The sequence below is a fragment of the Nocardia sp. NPDC050717 genome, from assembly GCF_040654275.1.
In the GTDB taxonomy this organism is placed as follows: domain Bacteria; phylum Actinomycetota; class Actinomycetes; order Mycobacteriales; family Mycobacteriaceae; genus Nocardia.
Genome location: NZ_JBFAHR010000009.1, coordinates 129,469 through 150,477 on the forward strand (window position 1 = coordinate 129,469; position 21,009 = coordinate 150,477).

Below are 21,009 nucleotides of genomic sequence, written 5' to 3' on the forward strand. Positions count from 1 at the left end.
TCAGCGGGCCGATTCCCGCGACCAGTTCCAGGACCACCAGGAGTCCTCGTCCAGGTCGGCCCGGATCGGGTCCTCGATCTTCGTGCGCAGCGGATCGGGCAGGCGCGTCAGGGCCGGGATGATGTCGGGGGACAGCGTGCTCAGGTAGCCGGTGTCGAGCCGCTTGCCCTGCTCCCACCGATCGATGTTGCGGTCGGCGACAAGGTGTTCCGGATTCAGCACCGCCAGCGCGATCAGGGTGCCCAGTGCCGTCCCCACCGCGGCACGCGACACCCAGGTCCAGCGCAGCAGCGCGATGGCCACCAGCACGAGCAGGTACACCAGCCCCACCCACAGTTCGCACACGCCCACCAGCACGCGCAGCACGGTGAATCCGTACGCCTGCTGGTAGGTCCACATGCGCGCCAGCGCCGATCCGACGATCACCAGCGACAGCACGCTCACCGCGGTCAGCAGCACTCGCAGCCAGCGGCGGTCGGCCGCGGAGTCCTGTTCCGACCAGTGCAGCACCGCCAGGATCACGGCCAGCGTCAGGATGCTCACCGCAGACAGCTGCCAGAACCCGCTGCGCGCGTACTCGGCGTAGGTCAGTCCGGCGGTCCGCTGCACGTAGTCGTCGCCGCCGAACAGTGCCACGAACTGGGCGCCGACGAACACGCCGAACAGCACCGTCAGCGCGCTCACCGGCAGCACCCACTCGCTGCGCGACCACTGCCGCACCGGACGGCTGCCCTCCTCGGCGGCCGCAGGCGGCCCGGCCAGCAGGTACAGCGCGGCCAGTGCGCCGACTCCGACCACGCCGAACAGCAGGATCCAGTGCCAGGCCGAGGCGCCGTCGACCGCGGGCACCAGGCTGCTCAGCAGGTCGGCGAAGGTGGCGTCCGCGCCGCCGAGCAGGGGCACGAACACCACGAGCAATGCCGCCGTCGCCGCGACCGACACCCCGTAGCGCCGCATGCTCGACGCGCCCTTGGGCCGCGCCTCCCGCAGCCCCGACCACGCCCACGGCACCGCTTCCAGCGTCGCCAGCGGCACCGCGACCATGTCGTGTACCACACCCCACCGGGTCCTGCGCCCCAACACCGCCAGCGACCCCGCCACACACGCGGCCACCACACACAGCACGAACAACCACCCGGCCGCCCGTACCGCACCGACCCCGAGCAACACCAGTGCCGCCGCGGCCCACCACCACCGAGCCGACCCGGACAGCCAGCTTTCCCGGTGTTCCGCCGAGTCCTGCGCATCGCCATGGCCGGCAGGTGTCGTGGTCGTTGTCGCCGGCGGCTCGGTGGCGTTCCCGCCCCCGATCGAATCCTGCGCGTCGCCGCGGCCCGTAGGCGGCGTGTTCCTCGAGGTCGAGCCAGGCGCCTCGGGAGTGCTTCCGCGCCCGATCGAGTCCTCGGTACCACTGCGGTCCGAAGGTGGTGTGCCGGTCGACGTGGGGCTCGCCGTCTTTGTCGTGTCGCCTTGGCCGAGCGAGTCGTTCGCGTCATCGCTACCCGAAGGCCGGGTGTTCGTCGGCGCCGGGCTCGCCTCTGCCGTGACTTCGCGTGCAGCCGGGTCGTCCGCGTCGACGTCATGCATGGAGGGCGTGCTCGTCGATGCCGACGCGACCGCTCGCCCGTTCGGGTCCTTCGCGTCGGATCCGCTGGGCAGAGGGGACACGGCGGTGGCGGCTGCCGTGCTCGGCGGCGTCGACGCGCCCTTCTCCGAAGCTTTTTCGGCCGCCGCTGGTGCACCAGCGGTGTCTGTCGTCGCGGGCTCGGTCTGCTTCGTCGCGGTGGGGCGGGTTCGCGCGTGGCGGTCCACCGCGTAGAGGGTGCCGGCGACGGCGGTGCCCGCGACGAGCCAGCCGATGCCGGGGCGGTCGATCGGAATCACTGTCGCACTGAGGATTCCGGCCAATGCGGCGGCCGGGAGGGCACGCGGTGGGTGAGCCACCCGTTGCCAGCGGGGGATCACACGGAGAGCGGGGGGAGGGGACGTCGGCCACGGGCCTGGAGGCGGGGGAGCCTGCCAACCAGCGGTCCACGGCGAGGCCGAACCACCCTGTGCCGCAGCCGGTATCGGCCCGGCGGCCGTCGGCGGGTCTGCTGCGTCGGTGCCACTCGGCGGAACTGTGGTAGTCGTGCCGGCGCTCGTCGGGGTTGCCACGGCGGCACCTGTATCCGCCGAGGTCCCGGCGGCCGCCTGCGGGTTCCGTGACTCGGTAGTGGTTTTCGCGTGTGGCGCCGGGGTTTCGGCGCTATCTGAGTTCGGAGTCCGGGCGGTTGTCCCCGTGCCCGGCGCCTCGCCGGCAGTGCCAGCGCCCGTGCCTGTGCCCTGCGCCCGGTCGGTGGTGGCGGCCGTGCTCGGCGTCTGGGTGGTGGCCGGAGTCGGAGATTCGGTGGCCGCCTGCGGGTTCGGTGCCTCGGTGGTGGTTCCCGCGTGTGGCGCCGGGGTTTCGGCGGTACCGGCATTCGGGGCGCGGTCGGTCGTGTCCGCGCCTGTGTTCGGTGTCCGGGTGGTGCCGGTGGCCGAAGTCGGAGATTCGGCGGGTGTGCCGGGGGTCGGTGTCGGTGTTTCGTCGGGTATCGGCGGTTGTGGTGCCGCGCTGGTGTGGTCGGTCATGGTCCCCTCCGGAAGGTGTGCGGGATCGTCCCGTGACCCTGGGGTCCGGGGCGAGATGGGTGAGATGGGTCAGGTCGTCGGCAGGACGAGGCGGATGCGGGAGCCGGGGTCGGCGACGGCGATGGTGCCGCCGTGCAGGTCGATGACCCAGCGGGCGATGGCGAGGCCGAGGCCGGTGCCGCCGCCGTCGGTGCGGCCGCCGCGCGTGAAACGGTCGAACACGGTGGCGCGGTCGGCCTCCGGAATGCCCGGCCCGTCGTCGGCGATCTCGAGCACGGTGCCACCCGGCTCGGCCGCGGCGTGCACGCGGACCTCCCCGCCGGCCGGGCCGTGCCTGGCGGCATTGTCGAGCAGGTTGAACAGCACCTGGTGCAGGCGGGCGCGGTCGGCGTCGACGGTCGCGCCGGGCGGTTCGATCACGGTGGTGAAGCGCACGCCGCGGCCGAGCGCGGCCGTCATCACCTCGGCCTCGGCGATCACCTCCGCCAACAGCGGTGCGAGCGGGACCTTTTCGCGGTCGAGGGTGAACGCGCCCGCTTCGATGCTGGACAGGTCGAGCAGTTCCGAGACCAGCAGGCCGAGCCGTTCGGTCTGGGCCAGCGCGGTCCGCAGCGTCGCCGGATCGGGGTCGCTCACACCGTCGACGATGTTCTCCAGCACCGCGTGCAGCGCCGTCACCGGCGTGCGCAGTTCGTGCGAGACATTGGCGATGAGGTCGCGCCGCTGACGGTCGGCGGCGGCCAGATCGGCCGCCATCTGGTTGAACGCCTGGGCCAGCTCGCCCACCTCGTCCCGCGAACTCGCGCGCACCCGGAAACTGTAGTCGCCGTGCGCCATTCGCCGCGCGGCCGCGGTCATCTCGCGCAGCGGCCTGGTGATGCCGTGGGCGAGGAACTGCGAGGTCACCAGGGCGATGATCATCGCGGTGAGCGTGGTGAACGTCGGCAGCCAGCCGATCCGGAACCAGAAGTAGGCGAAGGCGACCGCGCCCGAACACACCATGAGCACAGCCAGTTTCAGCTTGATCGAGCGCAGCGGATCCAGCGGGCGCGGCATCAGCTCGGCGACCCGGCCGAGGAAGGTGCTCATCGCGCGTCCAGGGCGTAGCCGACACCGTGCACGGTCCGGATCAGATCGGCACCGAGCTTGCGGCGCAACGCCTTGATGTGACTGTCGACCGCGCGGGTGCCCGCCGCGTCCGACCAGTCCCAGATGTCCTCCAGCAGTCGCTCGCGCGCCAGGACCGCGCGCGGCCGGTGCGCGAGCCGGGCCAGCAGGTCGAATTCGAGCGGGGTCAGCCTGGCCTCGGTGGCGCCGCGCCACACCCGCCGCTCGTCGAGGTCGATGCGCAGATCGCCGACCACGATGGTGTTGTCGCCGCGCGCGGCGGCCCGGTCGACGCGCCGCAGCAGCGCGTGCACCCTGGCCGCGAGGACCCGCATCGAGAACGGCTTGGTGAGATAGTCGTCGGCGCCGACCCCGAGCCCGATCAGCTGGTCGGTCTCGTCGGTGCGCGCGGTGAGCATGAGCACCGGCACCGGCCGTTCGGCCTGGATGCGGCGGCACACCTCCAGCCCGTCGAAGCCGGGCAGCATCACGTCGAGGACGACGACATCCGGTTCGCCCGCCGTGGCCGCGGCGACCGCGCCGGGACCGTCGTGGGCCACATCGACCGTGAATCCCTCGGCTCGCAGCCGCGCCGCCACCGATTCCGCGATCGTCACCTCGTCGTCCACGACGAGGACGCGCCGCCCCGGCTGCCCGGTCCCGCCACTGCATTCCATGGTCAGACCCTAGCGAGTGGGTGTGGAGCGTTCCGGGGTCAATTGTGGAGATTCTGTGTGCGCCGATACCATGACGGCGTGCATCAGCGCTTCCGCTCCACGCCGCCGCCCGCCTCCTGAGCGAGGTGCCCCGAGAGCACGTGCCGCCGACCCGGTAGGCACGGCCGATTCGCTCGGGTGACGATGGCGCGCGCCCGTACGGCCGCTGTACGCACCTCGTTTCCGCGACCCCCGTCCCCGCTGTCGCAGGAGCGATCCCCCCATGTCTGTCTCTTCCGCTGTGTCCGCGCGCACCCGTGCCGGACTGTTTCCCCTTGTCGTCGCCGGAATCCTCTGGGGCACCGGCGGTCTGCTCGGTGCGCTGGTGCACGACCGCACCGGGCTCTCGCCGATCGCGGTCGCGGCCTACCGGCTCGGCGTCGGCGGCGCGATCCTGGCAGTCGTCGCGCTGGCCGCGCGGCGCGCGGTGCCCCGTGGGCGCGCGGCCCTGCGCCGGATCGGCGCGATCGGTGCGCTGGCCGCGGTGTTCCAGGCCTGCTACTTCGCCGCCGTGAGCGTCTCCTCCGTCGTGCTGGCGACGCTGGTCACGATCGGGGCGGCCCCGGTGCTGGTGGCCGTGTTCGACCACGTGACCGGCCGCGCCCGGCTCGACCCTCGCCGCGTCGCGACCCTTGCGCTCGCGATCACCGGGTTGGCCGTCCTCGTCGGCGTGCCCGCCGACGACGCCTCCGGTGTCCTGGCAGGCGCCGCACTGGCTCTGGCCGCGGCCACGGCGTTCGCGGCGGTCACGCTGATCACCGCCGACCCCGTGCCCGGCCTGGACACCATCACCGCCACCGGCTTCGGGTTCCTCGGCGGCGCCGCGCTGCTCGCGCTGCCCGCCGCCGCGACCGGCCTGACCTTCAGCCCGGCACCGGCCGACCTGCTCGCCGTGGCGCTGCTGGGCCTGGCGCCCACCGCGCTCGCCTACGCCCTGTTCTTCCACGGTCTGCTCAGCGCCGGTGCCGCGACCGCCGCCGTCCTGAGCCTGCTCGAACCCCTCACCGCCACCGTGCTGGCCGTCGCCCTGCTCGGGGAACGCCTGACGCCGCTGTCCTGGACCGGGGCGGCGCTGCTCGCCGTCGCACTGATCCTGACGGCGACGACGTCGACCACGCCCCGCCGCGGTAGCGTCACGACATGACCGCCGACCCGGGCCCGCGCGCGGGGCACCGCGAAGCCGTGGGGGGATGCGCCGCCGCGCTGCTCGCGGTTCCCGCGGGGGCGCTGGGCGGCGGGGTCGCGTTCCTGCTGTGCTGGGCCGGGGGTGTCGCCGGGAGCGTGTTGTCGGTGACGCGGGCCCGGCGCGCCGGCGCGCCGATCGGCACGCCTGCCGTGGTCGCCGGGACGGTCAGCGCGATCCTCACGGTGCTGCTCGTCGTGGGGGCGGTCGCGCTGGTCCGCGGCGAGATGCCGCCCGGCTGACCGGTCAGGCGTCGGGGAACAGGCCGGGGAGTTCCATGGCGTAGGCCAGGTCGTCCTTGGTGCCGAGGGTCACCAGCAGGATCCGGATCATCGTCACCCGCGCCTCGGTGACCAGGTCGGGGGCCGGATCGTGGCCGGGGTCGGCGCCCGCGCTCAGGCGGTAGACCACGTACTCGCAGACGTGCAGCGCCGCGTCGAGGTCCAGGGGCGCAGGCGCCGGACGGCCGAGTTCGCCGAAGGTCTTGCGCACCAGATCGCGGATGTCGTCGAGCGCGCGCTCGCGATAGGCCGAGACGGGGGAGCCGGGATCGTGCAGCTCGGCGAAGAGCGGGCGCAGCATCGCGCCGTGGCCGCGCGCCCAGTCGACATAGGCGTCGATGAGCCGGATGCCCAGCTGCACCGGCTCGTCGGTGCCGGTCAGCGCGTCCCTGATGCCGCCGACCAGGCCGTCGTTGGAGGCGGTGAGCACCACGTGCAGCGGCTCGGAGGCATTGCCGAAATACCGGTAGAACGTCGGCCGCGCCAACCCGGCCTGCTCGATGATCTGGGCGACACTCAGACCGCGCGACCCGTTGCGGGCGAACACGGCGGCGGTCGCCTCCACGATCCTGGCGCGGACCTCCTCGGCCTGCTCCTGGGTCTGGGGCGGACGCCCACGGCGCGCCACAGCCGGATCCTCGGACATCACACCTCCCTCACAACCACAGAAAGCTTGACACGGTACGGGCCGCAACCATTAATCTAACACTAGTGTTCAGCAAATAGCCGAACCCGGCGCGATCGTCGCGCGTGAGCCATCTGTTGAGGAGAAGGGCCGACAATGACGACAGCCCCCGAGCTGACCGCCGAACCGACCGCGCTGCCCGCCGCGCTGGTCAAGCCCCTGTTCGACCGGGCGGTGGCGGGCGGTGCCGCGTCGGTGCCGGTCTTCGCCCCGGCCACCGGCCACAAGATCGGCGACCTGCCGCAGTCTTCGGTCGACGACATCGACCGCGCGTTCGCCGTCGCCAGGCACGCCCAGCGCGACTGGGCCAAGGTGCCGGTCAAGCAGCGGGTGGAGATCCTGCGCCGCTTCCACGACATCGTGCTGGCCGAGCAGGACACGATCCTCGACATCGTGCAGACCGAGACCGGCAAGTGCCGTGCGCACGCCTTCGACGAGGTCGGCGACGTCGCGCTGAACTCCCGCTACTACGCCGCCGTCGCGCCCAAGCTGCTGGCCGATCGCAAGCCGCGCGGCGTGCTGCCCGTGCTCACCTCGGTGGAGGTGCACAACCGGCCCAAGGGTGTCGTCGCGGTGATCTCGCCGTGGAACTACCCGCTGGCCCTGTCGGCCTCCGACGCGCTGCCCGCCCTGATCGCGGGCAACGCCGTGATCGCCCGCCCGGACAACCAGACCGCGCTCTCGGCGCTGTGGGCCATCGACGCCGCCGAACGCGCCGGGCTGCCGCGCGGCCTGTGGCAGGCCGTGCTCGGCCGTGGCCGCGAGATCGGCGGCGACGTGATCGCCCGCGCCGACTACGTCGACTACACCGGCTCCAGCGCCACCGGCCGCACCATCGCCCAGCAGGCCGGTGAGCGCCTGATCGGCTACTCCCTCGAGCTCGGCGGCAAGAACCCGCTGCTGGTGCTCGCCGACGCCGATGTCTCCAAGGCCGCCAAGCTCGCGGTCCGCGCGTGCTTCTCCTCGGCCGGGCAGCTGTGCGAGTCGATGGAACGCATCTACGTCGACGCGAGCGTCTACGACCAGTTCGTCGCCGAGTTCGTCGGCAACGTCAAGAACATGAGCCTGGGTGGCGAGCTCGACTACAGCAGGGACATGGGGTCGCTGACCTTCCAGCGTCAGCTCGACACCGTCAGCGCGCACGTCGACGACGCCGTCGCCAAGGGCGCCAAGGTGCTCGCCGGTGGCCGCGCCAGGCCCGACCTCGGCCAGTACTTCTACGAGCCCACCGTGCTCGTCGACGTCCAGCCCGGCATGACGGTCTACCGCGAGGAGACCTTCGGCCCGGTCGTCTCGATCTACAAGGTCGACTCCGACGACGAGGCCGTGGCCGCCGCCAACGACACCGCCTACGGCCTCAACGCCAGCGTGTGGAGCAAGGACGTGGAGCGCGGCAAGTCCGTCGCCGCCCGGATCAACGCGGGCTCGGTGAACGTCAACGAGGGCTTCATCGCCGCGTGGGGCAGCATCGACGCGCCCTCCGGCGGCCTCGGCATCTCGGGCCAGGGCCGCAGGCACGGTCCCGAGGGCCTGCTCAAGTACGTGGACACCCAGACGGTCGCGGTCCAGCGGGTCCTCCCGATCGCGCCGCTGCCCGGCATGTCCGAGCAGATGTGGGCCAAGACGATGACGCTGGTCTTCGGCGTCATGAAGACGCTGCGCCAGAAGTAGCGACCAGGATCGACGAAGCAGGGGTAGGCAGGACATGAAACTGGAGACGGTCGCGGGCAAGCGGGTGCTGGTCACCGGCGCCGCCATGGGCCTCGGCAAGCTGTTCGCCGAGCGAGCGGTGCGCGAGGGCGCCGACGCGGTGGTGCTGTGGGACGTCAACGAGCTCGCGCTGCGCGAGACCGCCGCCCAGCTCACCGCCCAGGGTGGCAAGGTGTACCAGCACGTCGTCGACGTGTCCTCGCAGGACTCGATCCGCGCGGCCGCCGACGCGGTGCGCGACGAGATCGGCGGGATCGACATCCTGGTGAACAACGCCGGGATCGTGCGCGGCAACACCTACTTCTGGGAAACCGAGAACCGCGCCGACATCGACAAGACCATGGCGATCAACTCGCTGGCCCCGATGTACGTCGCCCTCGAGTTCCTGCCCGGCATGGTCGCCGGGGCCGGTGAGGCGCGCATCCTCAACATCGCGTCCTCGGCCGGGCTGGTCGCCAACCCGCGCATGGCCGTGTACGCGGCCTCGAAGTGGGCGGCGCTGGGCTGGTCGGACTCGGTGCGGCTCGAGCTCGAGCAGGCGGGCCACGCGCACGTGAAGGTGACCACGGTCTGCCCGACCTACATCAACACCGGCATGTTCGACGGCGCCAAGGGCATCCTGTTCACGCCGATGCTCGAGCAGAACGATGTCGTCGACACCTCGTGGCGGGAGATGAAGAACGGCGGCGCCCTGGTGGTGCTCCCGTGGACCTCGCGGATGAACCGCGCGCTCACGGGCCTGCTGCCGATCAAGGTGCGCGACTTCTACCTCAACGCCGTCGGCGTCTACCACTCGATGGATCAGTTCACCGGACGCAAGTAAGCGCTCGACGACACCGCCCCCGCCGACGTCTCGCCGGCGGGAGCGGTGCCGTCTCGGCGATCAGCGCAAACATGCATCGACTGCCGAAAAGCTCGGATCAGCACGGATCGCCCGTCCTGGTGCCGAGCACGACCGTGGCGTAGTGCTCCTCGGACCGTTCGACCCGGGCCACGAGGCCGTGCTCGGCCAGGATCGCGCAGGCGGTCTCGACCTGGCCGGTGGAGGTTTCGACCAGGACCGTGCCGCCGGGCGCCAGCCACCGCGCCGCGCCCTCGGCGACCCGCCGGAACACCGCGAGCCCGTCCGGCCCGCCGTCCAGCGCGACCAGCGGTTCGTGCTCGCGCGCCTCGGGCGGCATGTCCGCGACCCGCTCGCTCGGCACGTAGGGGGTGTTCGCGAGCAGCACATCGACGCGGCCGCGCAGATCACGCGGCAGCGCGTCGAACAGATCGCCGGCGAACACCGGCGCGCCCAACGGCGTCAGGTTCTCCCGCGCGCACGCCACGGCGACCGGGTCGATGTCGGCCGCGACGAGCTCGACCACCGCGCCGCGCGCGGTGAGTTCGGTGGCCGCGCTCAGTCCCAGCGCCCCGCAGCCACAACACAGATCGACCACGCACACCGCGCCGGAAGGAGCCCCGGCCACCGCCAGCTCGACCAGGAACGCGGTCCGCTGCCGGGGGACGAAGACGCCGGGCCGCACCCCGATCCGCTGTCCGCGGAACTCCACCCAGCCGAGCAGATACTCCAGCGGTGTCCCCGCCACCCGCCGCGCCACCAGCGATTCGAGGCGGGACGCGTCGCCCGCGGCGGCCTCGAGCAGCAGCGCGGCCTCGTCTTCGGCGAAGACACACCCGGCGGCGCGCAGCGCGAGGACCACGTCGGCGGAGGCGAGAACAGTCATGCGGAGATTGTCCCCGACCGCGCAACCGAATTGATCAGCGCGCGGTGTCGAGCTCGAACGTGCGGGTCGCGTCGAGGTAGATGCCGCGCTGGGCGGCCCGCGCGGGCGGCGGCAGCTGCGAGACCAGCTGTTCCAGCGAGGTCATCGCGCCGACGACCGTGGTTCCGGCCACGATGAAGTCGGCCACCGCCCGGCGGATGTGGTTCGGCGAGGTGACCACCACGGCGCTGTGCGCGCCGAGATCGCGCAGCATCCTGGTGCTGAACAGGGCGTTCTGCACCGTCGAGCCCGCGCGGTCCTCCACGTGGATCCGGTCGGCGGGCAGCCCGCGCCCGACCAGCCAGCGACGCATCGCCTCGGCCTCGGAGATCCCGTTCTGCGGATTGCCGCCGGTGACGATCACCGGCGAGAACGGCGCGGCGATCGCCTGCAACCAGGCCGCCGTCAACCGGTTCTCCAGCTCGGGGCGCAGCGCGCCGTCGGGCAGCAGGCCGTAGCCGAGCACCACGATGCCGGTTTGCGGACCGACCAGGGCGGGGAGGGGATTGGGCAGGGTGGCGGCCGCCGCGGTGACCGCGCGCAGCACATTGGCGGTACCCGCCGCCATCCCGGCGTCGACCGCGCCGAGCCGGGCCATCGCCGCACCGACCGCGCCGGGGTCGCCCGCGTAGTGCGACCAGATGGCCTGCAGTGCCAGCGCTTCGGCGTCGTTCGGGTCGGCGGCGATGAGGGCGCGCAGGTCGGCCCGGCCCGCGGCGTCGTCACCGTCGGTGAAATGGCGCTGCGCGGAGTTGTAGAGCGCGGTCACGTCCGCTTCGGCGGTCGCGGGGCCGATGCCCGCGGTCGTGACCGCGGCGGCCGCGAGGACCGCGGCGGCCGCCTGTTTCCATTGCTTCGAGATCTTCACGACAGTCGACACCCTTCCCGCGAACGGTTCGGTACGTGCTGGCAGCGCTGATGACAGAGCAGCCAACACCCTACGACCGCACCCGGCGCGGGCCACGGACCTCGACGACGTTCCGCGCGTCGCCGCCCGGTGGACCGGGCACGCGGTAGCGACGGATAAGCTGACCCACCGTGGATACCGCTTCGCTGACCGGCAAGGAACTCGCCGCCGCCATCAACGCCGACACGAAGGACCGCGCCGCCGCGCTCGGCGCCACGGGCTCGGCGCCCACGCTGGCGCTGATCGTCGCCAACGACGACCCGGCCAGCGCCTGGTACGTCAACTCGCTGCGCAAGGCCGCCGAGCGCCTCGGAATCGCCTGCGAGCGTATCGATCTCGGCGCCGACGCGAGCGCGGAGACCATCCGCGCCGAACTCACCGCGCGCAGCGCCGACCCGGCGACCGACGCGATCATGCTGCAGACCCCGCTGCCCGCCGGCGTGGTGCTCGACGACGTGAGCTCGGCGATCGCCGCGGACAAGGATGTCGACGGCGTCAGTCCGCTGTCGCTGGGTCTGCTCGCCTCCGGGCTGGACGGCTTCGTGCCCGCCACCTCCGAGGCCGTGGTGGAACTGCTGAAGCATCACGGCATCGCGCTGCAGGGCCGCCTGGTGACCGTGGTCGGGCGGTCCAACATCGTCGGCAAGCCGCTCGCGCAGCTGCTGCTGGCCGAGAACGCGACTGTCACCGTGGCGCATTCGCGCACCGCCGATCTCGCCGCGGTCACCACCCCCGCCGACATCGTGGTCGCGGCCGCGGGCCGGATCGGGCTCATCACCGGCAAGCACGTCGGTGACGGCGCCGTCGTGATCGACGTCGGCACCAACGAGTCGGCCGACGGCGGCATCGTGGGCGACGTGGACGCGGCCACGGTCGAGGGCAAGGCCGCCGCCCTGAGCCCCGTCCCCGGCGGTGTCGGCCCGGTGACCACCGCGCTGCTGATGCGCCACGTGGTCGTCGCGGCCGAGAAGGCCCGCGCCTGAGCGGGTTTCGTGCCCTCGATCGGGTCTAGCGCACCGGCCCGATCGAGGTGATCAGGTACTTGCCGCCCACCTTGGCGGTGCCGACGAGCTGCGGGTTGTAGATGATCGGCACCTCGTCGGGACGGAACTCGGTGATCACCACGAAGTACTGTCCGGCGGTGGCCGCCGGGGTGATGGCCAGGCAGTGCGTGGTGCCCACCGGAATGGTGTCGATCCCGGCCTGGATGTCGGCGCCGGAGGGCAGCGCGGCATCGCCGGACACGAGCGTGCGCGCCTGATCGCCGGAGCGCGCCACGTAATACGCGTGCTGGAACGCCAGAATCGCCGCGACGCCGTTCTCGGTGCCGCCGGGGCCGTTGCCCTGGATCTTGCTGCCGACCTGTTCGGCGGGGCAGTTCCCTGCGGCCGGCGTGGCATCGGCCTGACTCGACTCGATCGGTGTGCTCGCCGCCGCGGATTCCGGTGCGGGACCGCGCAATTGGAAGTATCCGCCGCCGATCAGCAGCGCGCCCGCCATCGACGCGGCGAGCGGCGCCGCCCAGCGGGGCGGGCGCCGCCGCTGCTTGCGGTTGATCATCCTGGCGAAGACCTCGTCGTCACCGGAGTAGTCGGGCGCGGGGCGCGGCGGGACCGGATCGGGCCGCGCGGCCACGGATGCCGGAGCGTGCTGGGCCACTCCGATGTCCGGTGCGGACGCGGGGGTGTGCGGTGCGGGGGTGAGGGGTTCCGCCGCGGGCGCGAGCATGTCGCGGGTGATGATCGGCAGCCGATCGGTGTCGGGGCCGTTGTCGGCGTTGCCGATCCGGAACGGCACATCCGGAAGCGCGTGGCGCGCACCGGGATCGAAGGGCCCGCCGACGATGGGCAGCCGGTCGGTGGCGTAGCCGTCCTGCGGAGGCAGGTTCAGGGTGTGCGCGGCGGGCAGCGAGATCACCGGAATGCCCGCGGGAGTGCGCGGTCCGCCACCGAGGCGATGCCGCGGACCCGTGGTGGGCGCGGCGGATTCGCTCACCCGTCGAGGTGGCGCGCCCAGCTCACGACCGCCACGCCGCGGCGTGGCAGCGGTGAACGGACCACCGACCGATCCCGGGTCGTGCTGTCGAGCCCCGGTCGGTCTGTGTGCCTCCGGTCGATCCATCGCCCCACCTTCATCAGGGGAGTTGCCGTCAGGTTCGTCCCCGCAACGATTTCGTTACGGGCACGATACTGCGCGCACGACAGGATCGCCGAATGCCACGAGGAATTGCTCACCAGTGGATGTAGACCTCGTCGCCGATGCCGACGTTCTCGAAGTACCAGGCCGCGTCGTCGGGCGCGAGATTGATGCAGCCGTGGCTGACATTCGCGTTGCCCTGCGAGTCCACCGACCACGGCGCCGAGTGCACGTACACCCCGCCCCAGGTGAGGCGCACGGCCCACTCGCCGTCGATGATGTAGCCCTCGGGATCGTCGAGCGGGATGCCGATGGTGCGCGAGTCGAACACGACCGCGCGCTGCTTCTCCAGCACGCTGAAGGTGCCGGTGGGGGTCTCGAAACCGGGCTTACCCATCGAGGCGGGCATCACCCGGACGACCTGACCGTTCTGGTACACGGTGAAGGTGTGCGCCGACAGATTCGCCTCGGCGTACGTGCCGCCACTGTACTGGGTGCGCTGACCTCCGATCAGGTCCGCGGACGCGGCACCCGACCATGCTCCGGCCAGGAACACCGCCATGATCGCGACGAACAGAAAACGGACTGCTCTCCTCATAAACGCCACCCCTTCACTCACTCGTAGGCGGAGTCCAAGTCTAGGCCGCCATGATCAACTCGATCTATCGAAGTGATAACGGCCAGTGGGTGTATCGGAGTGTCGTCTTGCGTTCGCGCAGGTCGGGCCCTTGCCGAAGTCTTCTCACTTCGAGACCGGGCGCGCCGTGGACAACCGGCCTCAGCCGCGCACGGCGTGCAGGACGTCGGCGTGCAGGGCGTCGGCCCTGGCGGCGATGGTGTCGACGCGCAGCAGGGCCGCGGCGAAGGCGTCGCCGAGCTCGGCGGGCAGCGAGCCGACATTGATCTCGATGTTGAGCTGGGAGCTCATGGCGGCCGCGCGCGCGGCGTCGGCGGCGGCGCCGATGTCGGTGACCACGTTCGGGTTGCCGATGGGCAGCAGTTCGGCGGCCAGCGACAGGATCTCGTCGGCCTCGTCGACCACCGCGGCGGGCACCCTGGCCGCCTCCACCAGCGCGGCGTTGATCGCCGCGGTGCGCGCGGCGCGCTCGTCGTCGGTGTCCTTGGGCAGCTTGTAGGCCGCGCCGACGGCGGTGAACGCGGCGGCGTCGGCGTCGGCCAGCGCCAGCGCGCGCGCCCCGGCGGCGTCGGCGGCCTCGATGATCCGATCGATCACCGGGCGGTGCTCGGCGTCCTTGGCCCTGGTCGTGTAGCGCGCGACCATCGCGATGAGGGCCGCGGCCTGGGCGGCGTGCAGCGCGGCCACGGCGCCGCCGCCGGGTGCGGGGACCTTGGCGCCCAGCTCCGACAGATAGTGCTCCAGGGTCGCCGTGCCGAAGGAGGGAGCGATCTGCTGCGGCGAGGCGGTGGGCTGCGACACGACGTGGTGGCCTTTCGATGCGGCGAGAAACTGGCGGGAATCGTCGTCAACGCTACCGCGTGCCGCCCCGCGCACCCCGCCCGACCAGCACCGGCACCGACGGACCGACCGGTCGGGGTGGTCGCGGGCGGCGGGGCTATGTTGGGTGCCATGCGGATCGGATTGAGCATCAACTACTCGGGCGGGTTCAAGGAGGTCGCGGCCGAGGTCGCCGACCTGGAACGCGCCGGACTCGACATCGTCTTCGTGCCGGAGGCGTACTCGTTCGACGCGGTGAGCGCCCTGGGCTTCCTGGCCGCCCGCACCGAACGCGTGCAGCTCGCCTCGGGCATCCTGCAGCTCTACACCCGGACCCCCAGCCTCACCGCGATGACCGCGGCCGGTCTGGACTTCGTCTCCGACGGCCGGTTCATCCTCGGCCTCGGCGCCTCGGGCCCGCAGGTCATCGAGGGCTTCCACGGTGTGCCCTACGACGCCCCGATCGGGCGCACCCGCGAACTGGTGGAGATCTGCCGCAAGGTCTGGCGCCGCGAGAAGCTGAACTACCAGGGCAAGTACTACCAGATCCCGCTGCCCGCCGACCGCGGCACCGGCCTCGGTAAAGAGCTCAAGCTGATCAATCATCCGGTGCGCGAACGCATCCCGGTGCTGCTGGCCGCGCTGGGGCCGAAGAACGTGGAGCTGGCCGCCGAGATCGCCGAGGGCTGGCAGCCGATCTTCTTCCTGCCCGAGAAGGCGAACGACGTGTGGGGCGACGCGCTGGCCGCGGGCAAGGCCAAGCGCGACCCCGCGCTGGGCGAGCTCGACATCTTCGCCGGTCCCGCGCTGGCCATCGGCGAGAACGTGACCCCGCTGCTGGAGTTCGTGAAGCCGCACCTGGCTCTGTACATCGGCGGCATGGGCGCCAAGGGCAAGAACTTCTATCACACGCTGGCCACCAAGTACGGCTACGGCGAGGCCGCGAACCGGATCCAGGAGCTGTACCTGGCCGGTGACAAGCAGGCCGCCGCCGCGGCCGTGCCCGACGAGCTGGTGCGCGACGTGTCGCTGATCGGCCCGGAGAGCTTCGTCAAGGACCGCGTCGCGGCCATGGCCGAGGCGGGCGTCACCACCCTGAACGTGACGCCGCTGGCGGAGAACGCGGCGGGCCGGGTCAAGCTGATCGAGCAGCTGCGCGGCCTCTGCTGACACCCACGACGCGACACGCCGCCGCCAGGGAGATCCCGGGCGGCGGCGTGTTGTCGTAGGTCAGGCGGTGAAGGACGCCAGGGCGGCGGACAGCGTGGTGTGCATCGCGAACACCTGGTCCAGGCTCGTCATCTTCAGCTGACGACTGGTGGCGGGGCCGTCGGCGACGACCGCGATCTTGGTGGTGTCACCGGCACGCTGATGCGCGGCGACCAGCGTCGCCATGCCCGCCGAGGCCAGGAACCCGACCGCGGTCAGGTCGATCACCAGCGTCGCGGGCTTGTCGGCCAGGATGGCCTCGATCGCGGCGTCGAGCGCGGGTGCGGTCGCGAGATCGACCTCGCCGGTCACCGTCAGCACCGTGACGCCGTCGTGTACCGCCGTCGTGGTGGTCATCGTGTCCGTGAGTGGATACGCGTCTCCGGATGAGTTGGTCACGACTCAACAACACACAACTTCGCCCGAATACGCAAGCCAACGGCTTCGCCCGCCGGTGCGCACCTATACTCGGGAGGCACTGTGAGTCCTCCGTTGCCCCTCGGGCCCGGCCCCGCTGCCTGGCTGTTCGATGTAGAGGAGTGCCGATGCTGCCCGATCCGGTCGAGGCCACCGACCTGAACATCTACAACGACGACACGCTGCCGTGGAGCCGGGTGCGCACCGCCGTCGAGACCGGTCTCACCGCGCTGGAGACCACCCAGTTCCTCGGCACCGTCGGCCCCGACGGGCGGCCGCATTCGGCCGGGATCGGCGCCTGCCTGGTCGGCGAGCACTTCTACTTCACCAGCGGGCCGGACAGCCACAAGTCCCGCTATCTGGCGGGGAACCCGGCGTGCACGCTGTCGTTCCGGTTCGTCGACGATGTCGATGTCGTCTTCGAAGGTGTGGCGACGCGCACCACCGACCACGGGGAACTCGACCGGGTCACCGAGAGCTATCGGGCGAGCGGCTGGCCCGCCGAACGCGACGGCGACGCCGTGACCGCGCCGTTCAGTGCCCAGAGCGCCGGGCCTGCCCCCTGGTGGCTGTACCGGTTCGTGCCGCACTTCGCGGTCGGCGTCGCGCTGACCGACCCGCACGGCGCGACCCGCTGGAAGTTCGCGCACTAGCCCGCCGCCGGGGTGAGTTCCAGGCGCGGCCAGTCCGCCAGGTCGCGCAGCAGCTGCCGGTCGTGCGTGGCCAGCACGACCGCGGCACCGGTGCCGGTGAGCGCCTCGGTGAGCTCGTCGACGAGGGCGACCGAGAGGTGATTGGTCGGCTCGTCACACAGCAGCAGTCCCGGACGGTCCGCCAGCCGCAACGCCAGGTGCAGCCTGCGCTGCTGGCCCTGCGAGAGCCTGCCGACCGCGGTGTGCCTGGCCTGGCGTTCCATCAGGCCGGTCGCGGCGAGGGAGACCGGGTCGGTGCCCGTACGCGAGTCGAGGCGTCTGACATGCCGGTCGTAGACCTGCTGCGCGGTCTGCTCCGGCTCCCACGAGGGCACCTCCTGGCCGATCAGCGCGATCCGGGCGGTGGGGCGCCGGTCGACCGAGCCCGTGGTGGGTGTCAGCGCGCCGCCGAGGACATCGAGCAGTGTCGACTTGCCCGCGCCGTTGACACCGGTCACCAGGAGCCGGTCGCCCGCGTCGATCGTCAGCGTGACCGGCCCGTCGAGCCGCCCCGCCACGGTCAGGCCGGCGGCGCGCAGCAGCGGTGTCCCCGCCCGGACCTCGGGCTCCGGAAAGCGCAGGCGCAGCGGCGGTTCCGGCACCGTCACCCGGTGTGCTTCCAGAGCCGACTCGCGGCGGTGCAGGGCCTGGACCACGCCGGGCGCCCGGGATTGGCGCTGATGTCTGCCATGCCCCTTGTCGGGCCGCCAGCCCGTGTTCAACCGATCACGGGCCTCGGCCACCGACTGGCGCAGCCGGTCGCGCTCGGCCACCTGATCGGCGTACTCCTGTTCCCACTGCGCCCGCGCCCGGCGCCGACCGTCCTGCCAGCCCGCGTAGCCACCGGCGAACCACTGCGGCCTGCCGTCGGGACTCGGGTCCAGATCCAGGAATTCGGTCCCGATGTCGCGCAGCAGCGCCCGGTCGTGGCTGACCACGGCCACCCCGCCCGCGTGCTCGCGCAGGCGTCGGGTGAGGAAGTCCAGACCCGCGCGATCGAGGTGATTGGTCGGTTCGTCGAGCAGTATGAGATCGGGGCGTGCCCCGAGCAGGCAGGCCAGGCGAACCCGGTAGCGCTGGCCGACCGAGAGCGTGTCCAGCGCGCGGTCCCGGTCCGGGCAGGCGCCCAAGGCCGCGAGCGCGATGTCGACGCGCCGTTGGGCGTCCCAGGCGTCGAGCCGGGTCGCGGTGTCGAGTGCGGCGGCGTAGGCGTCGTCGGAGCCGGGTGTACCGGCCGTGAGGGCCTCGGTCGCGTCGTCGAGCGCCCCGAGCGCGCGCAGGGCGGGTCCGATCGACTCGGCGACGAGCGTGCCGACGGTCTCACCGGCGCGAAAGGGGATGGCCTGCTGGGCGATTCCGAGCGTGCCCGCCCGGGTGACGGTGCCCGCGTCGGGCCGGATCACCCCCGCGAGGACGTGCAGCAGCGTGGTCTTGCCGCGCCCGTTCTCGCCGACGACGGCCAGCCGCGACCGGGCCGAGACGGTGACGGAGACATCGGTGAGCACCGGCCGATCACCGAGGCGATGGCGGACGCCGCTCGCCCGGACATGGGCGTGCGCGCCCGCGGGCAACTCGTCGAGCGAGGCCGGGCGTGCGAGAGGGGATACAGACATGAGTGAGGCTCCGTGCCACGAGGAGGGAGCCGGGACAACGCGAACGACCGCCCGGCATGACAGCTCGGACGGCGGCCTCGGAAGAGCAGAGGAATCCCTGTCGCCGCCGTCAGCGGCGCGACCAGGGCTTCGTCATCGCGGTGTGTCCACACATGCCCTCGACGGTAGCCAGGACGGCACCGGCGCGGCAAGCGAATATGGCCGATGCCTCTCCGGAGCGGCCGAACAGGGTGGGGCTGGCGTTATTCCGAAGTCGTCGTACTGTGAGGGCGTGAACATCGATGTGACGCCACTCCCGGGGATCGGCGTGTGCAAGGACTTCCCGCTGGCGCAGGCCCGGCGCCGGATCGGCGTGGTCGAACACCGCGACGGCTCGGTGGATCTGGTGGTCTCGCGGGCCGGGGACTACGACACGACCACGTCGATTCCCTTGTCGGGCACCGAGATCGGCGTGCTCGCCGGGCTGCTCGGCGCCCCGCAGGTGGTGCAGAAGACGCCCGAGGTGCACGGCGTCGGCGAGCTCACGACCAGGCAGTTCGCCATCGATCGCGGCAGCCCGTTCGACGGACGTCCGCTGCGCGACACCGCGATGCGTACCAGGACCAAAGCCTCGGTGGTCGCGGTGGTCCGCGCGGGTGATGTGACTCCTTCGCCCGGTACGGATTTCACCTTCATCGCCGGGGATCTCGTGGTCGTGGTCGGCACCGACGAGGGCCTGGAAGCCGCCGGGCGGTTGCTCGACCAGGGCTGACCGGGCCCTGCGAATAGTAAAGGGCAGGTAAGGTATCGCCTAGCTGACGTTAGGTGATCCAACAATGAATGTAGATGTGACCTCCCTGCCCGGAATCGGTGTCAGGAAAGAGTTTTCGCTGACCAAGGTGGACCGCCGCATCGGCGTCGTCGATCACAAGGACGGCGGCACCGACCTGATCTTCACCAAGGTCGGCGACCCGGACGCCACCGTGCAGATCCCGCTGTCGAGCGTGGAGGCCCGCACCCTGGCCGGATTGCTCGGGGCACCGCAGCTCGTCGCTCAGCTGAGCGAGGAGCACCGCGACCTCGACGGGGTGAGCACCCGCTCGATGCCGGTCCCCGCGCATTCGGCCTACGCGGGCAGGCGCCTCGGCGAGACCGAGATGCGCACCAGGACCCGCGCTTCGATCGTCGCGGTCCTGCGCGCGGGCCGGGTGCACGCCTCCCCGGGGCCCGAGTTCGAGTTCCTCGGCGGGGACATGGTGGTCGTGGTCGGCACGCAGGCGGGGCTCGATGCCGCGGCCGTGATCCTGTCCGACGGCTGAGCGCGTGCATATCAGTGATTCCGCGCTGGCCTTGATCCAGCTGGGGGCGGTGTTCTTCGGGTTGGGGGTGCTCGGCCGGATCGCGGCGCGGGTCGGGCTGTCACCGATTCCGCTGTATCTGCTCGGCGGACTGGTGTTCGGCACGGGCGGGCTGGTCGAGCTGCACGAGGTGGACGAGTTCATCCACCTCGCGAGTGAGATCGGCGTCGTCCTGCTGCTGCTGTTGCTCGGGCTCGAGTACACGGCCGGGGAACTGGTCACCGGCATGCGCAAATCGTGGACGGCCGGCCTGCTCGACCTGGTGCTCAACGCGACACCGGGCGTGATCGTGGCGCTCATGCTCGGCCTCGGCCCCACCGGGGCGATCGCGATGGCGGGCGTCACCTACATCTCGTCCTCGGGCATCGTCGCGAAGGTGCTCAACGACCTGGGCAGGCTGGGCAACCGGGAAACGCCGGTGGTGCTGTCGATCCTGGTGTTCGAGGACCTGGCGATGGCGGTGTACCTGCCGGTGCTCACCGCGGTGCTGGCCGGGGTCGGCTTCGTGGCGGGGATGACCACGGTCGGCATCGCGCTGGTCGCGGTGACCCTGGTGCTGGTGGTCGCGCTGCGCTACGGCAAGTACGTCTCGGCGATCGTGGCGAGTGAGGATCGGGAGATCTTCCTGCTCAAGCTGCTCGGCTCGGCACTGCTGGTCGCCGGAGTGGCGTCGGCGGTGCAGGTGTCGGCGGCGGTCGGGGCGTTCCTGCTCGGCATCGCGATCTCCGATTCCACCGCGCACGAGGCGACCAAGATCCTCGAGCCGCTGCGTGATCTGTTCGCGGCCATGTTCTTCGTGCTGTTCGGGCTGAGCACCGACCCGCGGACGATCCCGCCGGTGCTGGGCTGGGCGGTGCTGCTGGCCGTGGTCACCACCGCGACCAAGATCGCCACCGGGTGGTGGGCGGCCAAGCGGGCAGGCGCGTCCCAGCTGGGCCGGGCCAGAGCGGGCACCGCGCTGGTCGCGCGCGGTGAGTTCTCCATCGTCATCGCCGGTCTGGCCGTGGCCGCGGGCGCGGTGCCCGACGGCTTCGCCGCCCTGGCCACCACGTATGTACTGCTGATGGCGATCATCGGGCCGATCGCGGCGCGGATCGTCGAGCCGGTCATGCGGGGGATCAGCGGCCGCAAGTCGCGGGTGCGCGAGATCCCGGTCGCGGAGTAGGACAGCGCAAAGGCCC

General features: G+C 71.7%; 21 protein-coding genes and 1 pseudogene. 11 read left to right on the top strand and 11 right to left on the bottom strand.

What is annotated here, in order from left to right:
• Positions 1-1,170, bottom strand: a complete 1,170-nt coding sequence (locus AB0H56_RS19365; protein WP_357164847.1) for a DUF4173 domain-containing protein — start codon at positions 1,168-1,170, stop codon at positions 1-3.
• A gap of 259 nt (positions 1,171-1,429) precedes the next feature.
• On the opposite strand from AB0H56_RS19365, the gene AB0H56_RS19370 reads away from it, so the two are divergent.
• Positions 1,430-1,819 (top strand): hypothetical protein, encoded by a 390-nt coding sequence (locus AB0H56_RS19370; RefSeq protein WP_357164850.1) that lies wholly within the window; start codon positions 1,430-1,432, stop codon positions 1,817-1,819.
• 863 nt (positions 1,820-2,682) lie between these two features.
• On the opposite strand, the gene AB0H56_RS19375 is transcribed toward AB0H56_RS19370, so the two are convergent.
• The gene (locus tag AB0H56_RS19375) at positions 2,683-3,702 is read right to left on the bottom strand and encodes a HAMP domain-containing sensor histidine kinase (protein WP_357164853.1); all 1,020 of its coding nucleotides are present in this window, start codon (positions 3,700-3,702) and stop codon (positions 2,683-2,685) included.
• Positions 3,699-4,397 carry a response regulator transcription factor gene (locus AB0H56_RS19380; RefSeq protein WP_357164855.1) on the bottom strand — a complete coding sequence of 233 codons (699 nt, stop codon included), beginning with the start codon at positions 4,395-4,397 and terminating at the stop codon, positions 3,699-3,701. The genes AB0H56_RS19375 and AB0H56_RS19380 overlap by 4 nt, the downstream gene beginning before the upstream one ends.
• A gap of 262 nt (positions 4,398-4,659) precedes the next feature.
• Between AB0H56_RS19380 and AB0H56_RS19385 the strand changes: the two genes are divergently transcribed.
• Positions 4,660-5,580 carry an EamA family transporter gene (locus AB0H56_RS19385; protein WP_357164858.1) on the top strand — a complete coding sequence of 307 codons (921 nt, stop codon included), beginning with the start codon at positions 4,660-4,662 and terminating at the stop codon, positions 5,578-5,580.
• Positions 5,577-5,861, top strand: coding sequence for a hypothetical protein (locus AB0H56_RS19390; protein ID WP_357164861.1), 285 nt, complete (start codon positions 5,577-5,579; stop codon positions 5,859-5,861). The genes AB0H56_RS19385 and AB0H56_RS19390 overlap by 4 nt, the downstream gene beginning before the upstream one ends.
• Before the next feature lie 4 nt (positions 5,862-5,865).
• Here AB0H56_RS19390 and AB0H56_RS19395 read toward each other — a convergent pair whose 3' ends face one another.
• Complete coding sequence (locus tag AB0H56_RS19395; protein WP_357164864.1) at positions 5,866-6,546, bottom strand: TetR/AcrR family transcriptional regulator; 681 nt, start codon at positions 6,544-6,546, stop codon at positions 5,866-5,868.
• A gap of 135 nt (positions 6,547-6,681) precedes the next feature.
• On the opposite strand from AB0H56_RS19395, the gene AB0H56_RS19400 reads away from it, so the two are divergent.
• Entirely contained in the window at positions 6,682-8,256 is a 1,575-nt protein-coding gene (locus AB0H56_RS19400; protein WP_357164866.1) for a succinic semialdehyde dehydrogenase, read from the top strand.
• A gap of 34 nt (positions 8,257-8,290) precedes the next feature.
• Positions 8,291-9,118 (top strand): SDR family NAD(P)-dependent oxidoreductase, encoded by an 828-nt coding sequence (locus AB0H56_RS19405; RefSeq protein WP_357164869.1) that lies wholly within the window; start codon positions 8,291-8,293, stop codon positions 9,116-9,118.
• Between the two features lie 97 nt (positions 9,119-9,215).
• Here the strand turns inward: AB0H56_RS19405 and AB0H56_RS19410 are convergent, their stop codons facing one another.
• Positions 9,216-10,022: a putative protein N(5)-glutamine methyltransferase gene (locus AB0H56_RS19410; RefSeq protein ID WP_357164872.1), complete on the bottom strand. Its 807-nt coding sequence runs from the start codon at positions 10,020-10,022 to the stop codon at positions 9,216-9,218.
• Positions 10,023-10,056: 34 nt separating this feature from the next.
• Entirely contained in the window at positions 10,057-10,929 is an 873-nt protein-coding gene (locus tag AB0H56_RS19415; RefSeq protein ID WP_357164875.1) for a YdcF family protein, read from the bottom strand.
• A gap of 170 nt (positions 10,930-11,099) precedes the next feature.
• Here AB0H56_RS19415 and AB0H56_RS19420 point away from each other — a divergent pair, with 170 nt between their 5' ends.
• Positions 11,100-11,951 carry a bifunctional 5,10-methylenetetrahydrofolate dehydrogenase/5,10-methenyltetrahydrofolate cyclohydrolase gene (locus tag AB0H56_RS19420; RefSeq protein ID WP_357164878.1) on the top strand — a complete coding sequence of 284 codons (852 nt, stop codon included), beginning with the start codon at positions 11,100-11,102 and terminating at the stop codon, positions 11,949-11,951.
• A gap of 25 nt (positions 11,952-11,976) precedes the next feature.
• Here the strand turns inward: AB0H56_RS19420 and AB0H56_RS19425 are convergent, their stop codons facing one another.
• The 3 genes and pseudogenes from AB0H56_RS19425 to AB0H56_RS19435 form a co-directional block, all read right to left on the bottom strand.
• The gene (locus AB0H56_RS19425; protein WP_357164881.1) at positions 11,977-12,963 is read right to left on the bottom strand and encodes a hypothetical protein; all 987 of its coding nucleotides are present in this window, start codon (positions 12,961-12,963) and stop codon (positions 11,977-11,979) included.
• Positions 12,964-13,198: 235 nt separating this feature from the next.
• Positions 13,199-13,576: pseudogene (locus tag AB0H56_RS19430) on the bottom strand (L,D-transpeptidase); the annotation flags it as partial.
• A gap of 306 nt (positions 13,577-13,882) precedes the next feature.
• Positions 13,883-14,542 carry a cyclodeaminase/cyclohydrolase family protein gene (locus AB0H56_RS19435; protein WP_357164884.1) on the bottom strand — a complete coding sequence of 220 codons (660 nt, stop codon included), beginning with the start codon at positions 14,540-14,542 and terminating at the stop codon, positions 13,883-13,885.
• Between the two features lie 150 nt (positions 14,543-14,692).
• Here AB0H56_RS19435 and AB0H56_RS19440 point away from each other — a divergent pair, with 150 nt between their 5' ends.
• Entirely contained in the window at positions 14,693-15,730 is a 1,038-nt protein-coding gene (locus tag AB0H56_RS19440; RefSeq protein WP_357164887.1) for an LLM class F420-dependent oxidoreductase, read from the top strand.
• A 60-nt stretch (positions 15,731-15,790) separates the two neighbouring features.
• Here AB0H56_RS19440 and AB0H56_RS19445 read toward each other — a convergent pair whose 3' ends face one another.
• Positions 15,791-16,126 carry an STAS domain-containing protein gene (locus AB0H56_RS19445; protein WP_357164890.1) on the bottom strand — a complete coding sequence of 112 codons (336 nt, stop codon included), beginning with the start codon at positions 16,124-16,126 and terminating at the stop codon, positions 15,791-15,793.
• A 188-nt stretch (positions 16,127-16,314) separates the two neighbouring features.
• Between AB0H56_RS19445 and AB0H56_RS19450 the strand changes: the two genes are divergently transcribed.
• The gene (locus tag AB0H56_RS19450; protein WP_280344158.1) at positions 16,315-16,839 is read left to right on the top strand and encodes a pyridoxamine 5'-phosphate oxidase family protein; all 525 of its coding nucleotides are present in this window, start codon (positions 16,315-16,317) and stop codon (positions 16,837-16,839) included.
• On the opposite strand, the gene AB0H56_RS19455 is transcribed toward AB0H56_RS19450, so the two are convergent.
• The gene (locus AB0H56_RS19455; RefSeq protein WP_357164893.1) at positions 16,836-18,491 is read right to left on the bottom strand and encodes an ABC-F family ATP-binding cassette domain-containing protein; all 1,656 of its coding nucleotides are present in this window, start codon (positions 18,489-18,491) and stop codon (positions 16,836-16,838) included. The two genes, AB0H56_RS19450 and AB0H56_RS19455, sit on opposite strands and share 4 nt — an antisense overlap.
• A 271-nt stretch (positions 18,492-18,762) precedes the next feature.
• On the opposite strand from AB0H56_RS19455, the gene AB0H56_RS19460 reads away from it, so the two are divergent.
• The 3 genes from AB0H56_RS19460 (at position 18,763) to AB0H56_RS19470 (ending at position 20,993) form a co-directional block, all read left to right on the top strand.
• Complete coding sequence (locus tag AB0H56_RS19460) at positions 18,763-19,242, top strand: TrkA C-terminal domain-containing protein (protein WP_167456116.1); 480 nt, start codon at positions 18,763-18,765, stop codon at positions 19,240-19,242.
• 64 nt (positions 19,243-19,306) lie between these two features.
• Positions 19,307-19,789, top strand: coding sequence for a TrkA C-terminal domain-containing protein (locus AB0H56_RS19465; RefSeq protein ID WP_357164896.1), 483 nt, complete (start codon positions 19,307-19,309; stop codon positions 19,787-19,789).
• A 10-nt stretch (positions 19,790-19,799) separates the two neighbouring features.
• Entirely contained in the window at positions 19,800-20,993 is a 1,194-nt protein-coding gene (locus AB0H56_RS19470; RefSeq protein WP_357165235.1) for a cation:proton antiporter, read from the top strand.
• Positions 20,994-21,009 lie beyond the last annotated feature (16 nt).

What these genes read in the sequence shown, in the direction of transcription:
- AB0H56_RS19395 (WP_357164864.1), bottom strand. Translation starts at nt 6,546, where the DNA reads ATGTCCGAGGATCCGGCTGTGGCGCGCCGTGGGCGTCCGCCCCAGACC.
- AB0H56_RS19405 (WP_357164869.1), top strand. Translation starts at nt 8,291, where the DNA reads ATGAAACTGGAGACGGTCGCGGGCAAGCGGGTGCTGGTCACCGGCGCC.
- AB0H56_RS19450 (WP_280344158.1), top strand. Translation starts at nt 16,315, where the DNA reads ATGCTGCCCGATCCGGTCGAGGCCACCGACCTGAACATCTACAACGAC.
- AB0H56_RS19375 (WP_357164853.1), bottom strand. Translation starts at nt 3,702, where the DNA reads ATGAGCACCTTCCTCGGCCGGGTCGCCGAGCTGATGCCGCGCCCGCTG.
- AB0H56_RS19380 (WP_357164855.1), bottom strand. Translation starts at nt 4,397, where the DNA reads ATGGAATGCAGTGGCGGGACCGGGCAGCCGGGGCGGCGCGTCCTCGTC.
- AB0H56_RS19455 (WP_357164893.1), bottom strand. Translation starts at nt 18,491, where the DNA reads ATGTCTGTATCCCCTCTCGCACGCCCGGCCTCGCTCGACGAGTTGCCC.
- AB0H56_RS19445 (WP_357164890.1), bottom strand. Translation starts at nt 16,126, where the DNA reads ATGACCACCACGACGGCGGTACACGACGGCGTCACGGTGCTGACGGTG.
- AB0H56_RS19440 (WP_357164887.1), top strand. Translation starts at nt 14,693, where the DNA reads ATGCGGATCGGATTGAGCATCAACTACTCGGGCGGGTTCAAGGAGGTC.
- AB0H56_RS19410 (WP_357164872.1), bottom strand. Translation starts at nt 10,022, where the DNA reads ATGACTGTTCTCGCCTCCGCCGACGTGGTCCTCGCGCTGCGCGCCGCC.
- AB0H56_RS19385 (WP_357164858.1), top strand. Translation starts at nt 4,660, where the DNA reads ATGTCTGTCTCTTCCGCTGTGTCCGCGCGCACCCGTGCCGGACTGTTT.
- AB0H56_RS19390 (WP_357164861.1), top strand. Translation starts at nt 5,577, where the DNA reads ATGACCGCCGACCCGGGCCCGCGCGCGGGGCACCGCGAAGCCGTGGGG.
- AB0H56_RS19400 (WP_357164866.1), top strand. Translation starts at nt 6,682, where the DNA reads ATGACGACAGCCCCCGAGCTGACCGCCGAACCGACCGCGCTGCCCGCC.
- AB0H56_RS19465 (WP_357164896.1), top strand. Translation starts at nt 19,307, where the DNA reads ATGAATGTAGATGTGACCTCCCTGCCCGGAATCGGTGTCAGGAAAGAG.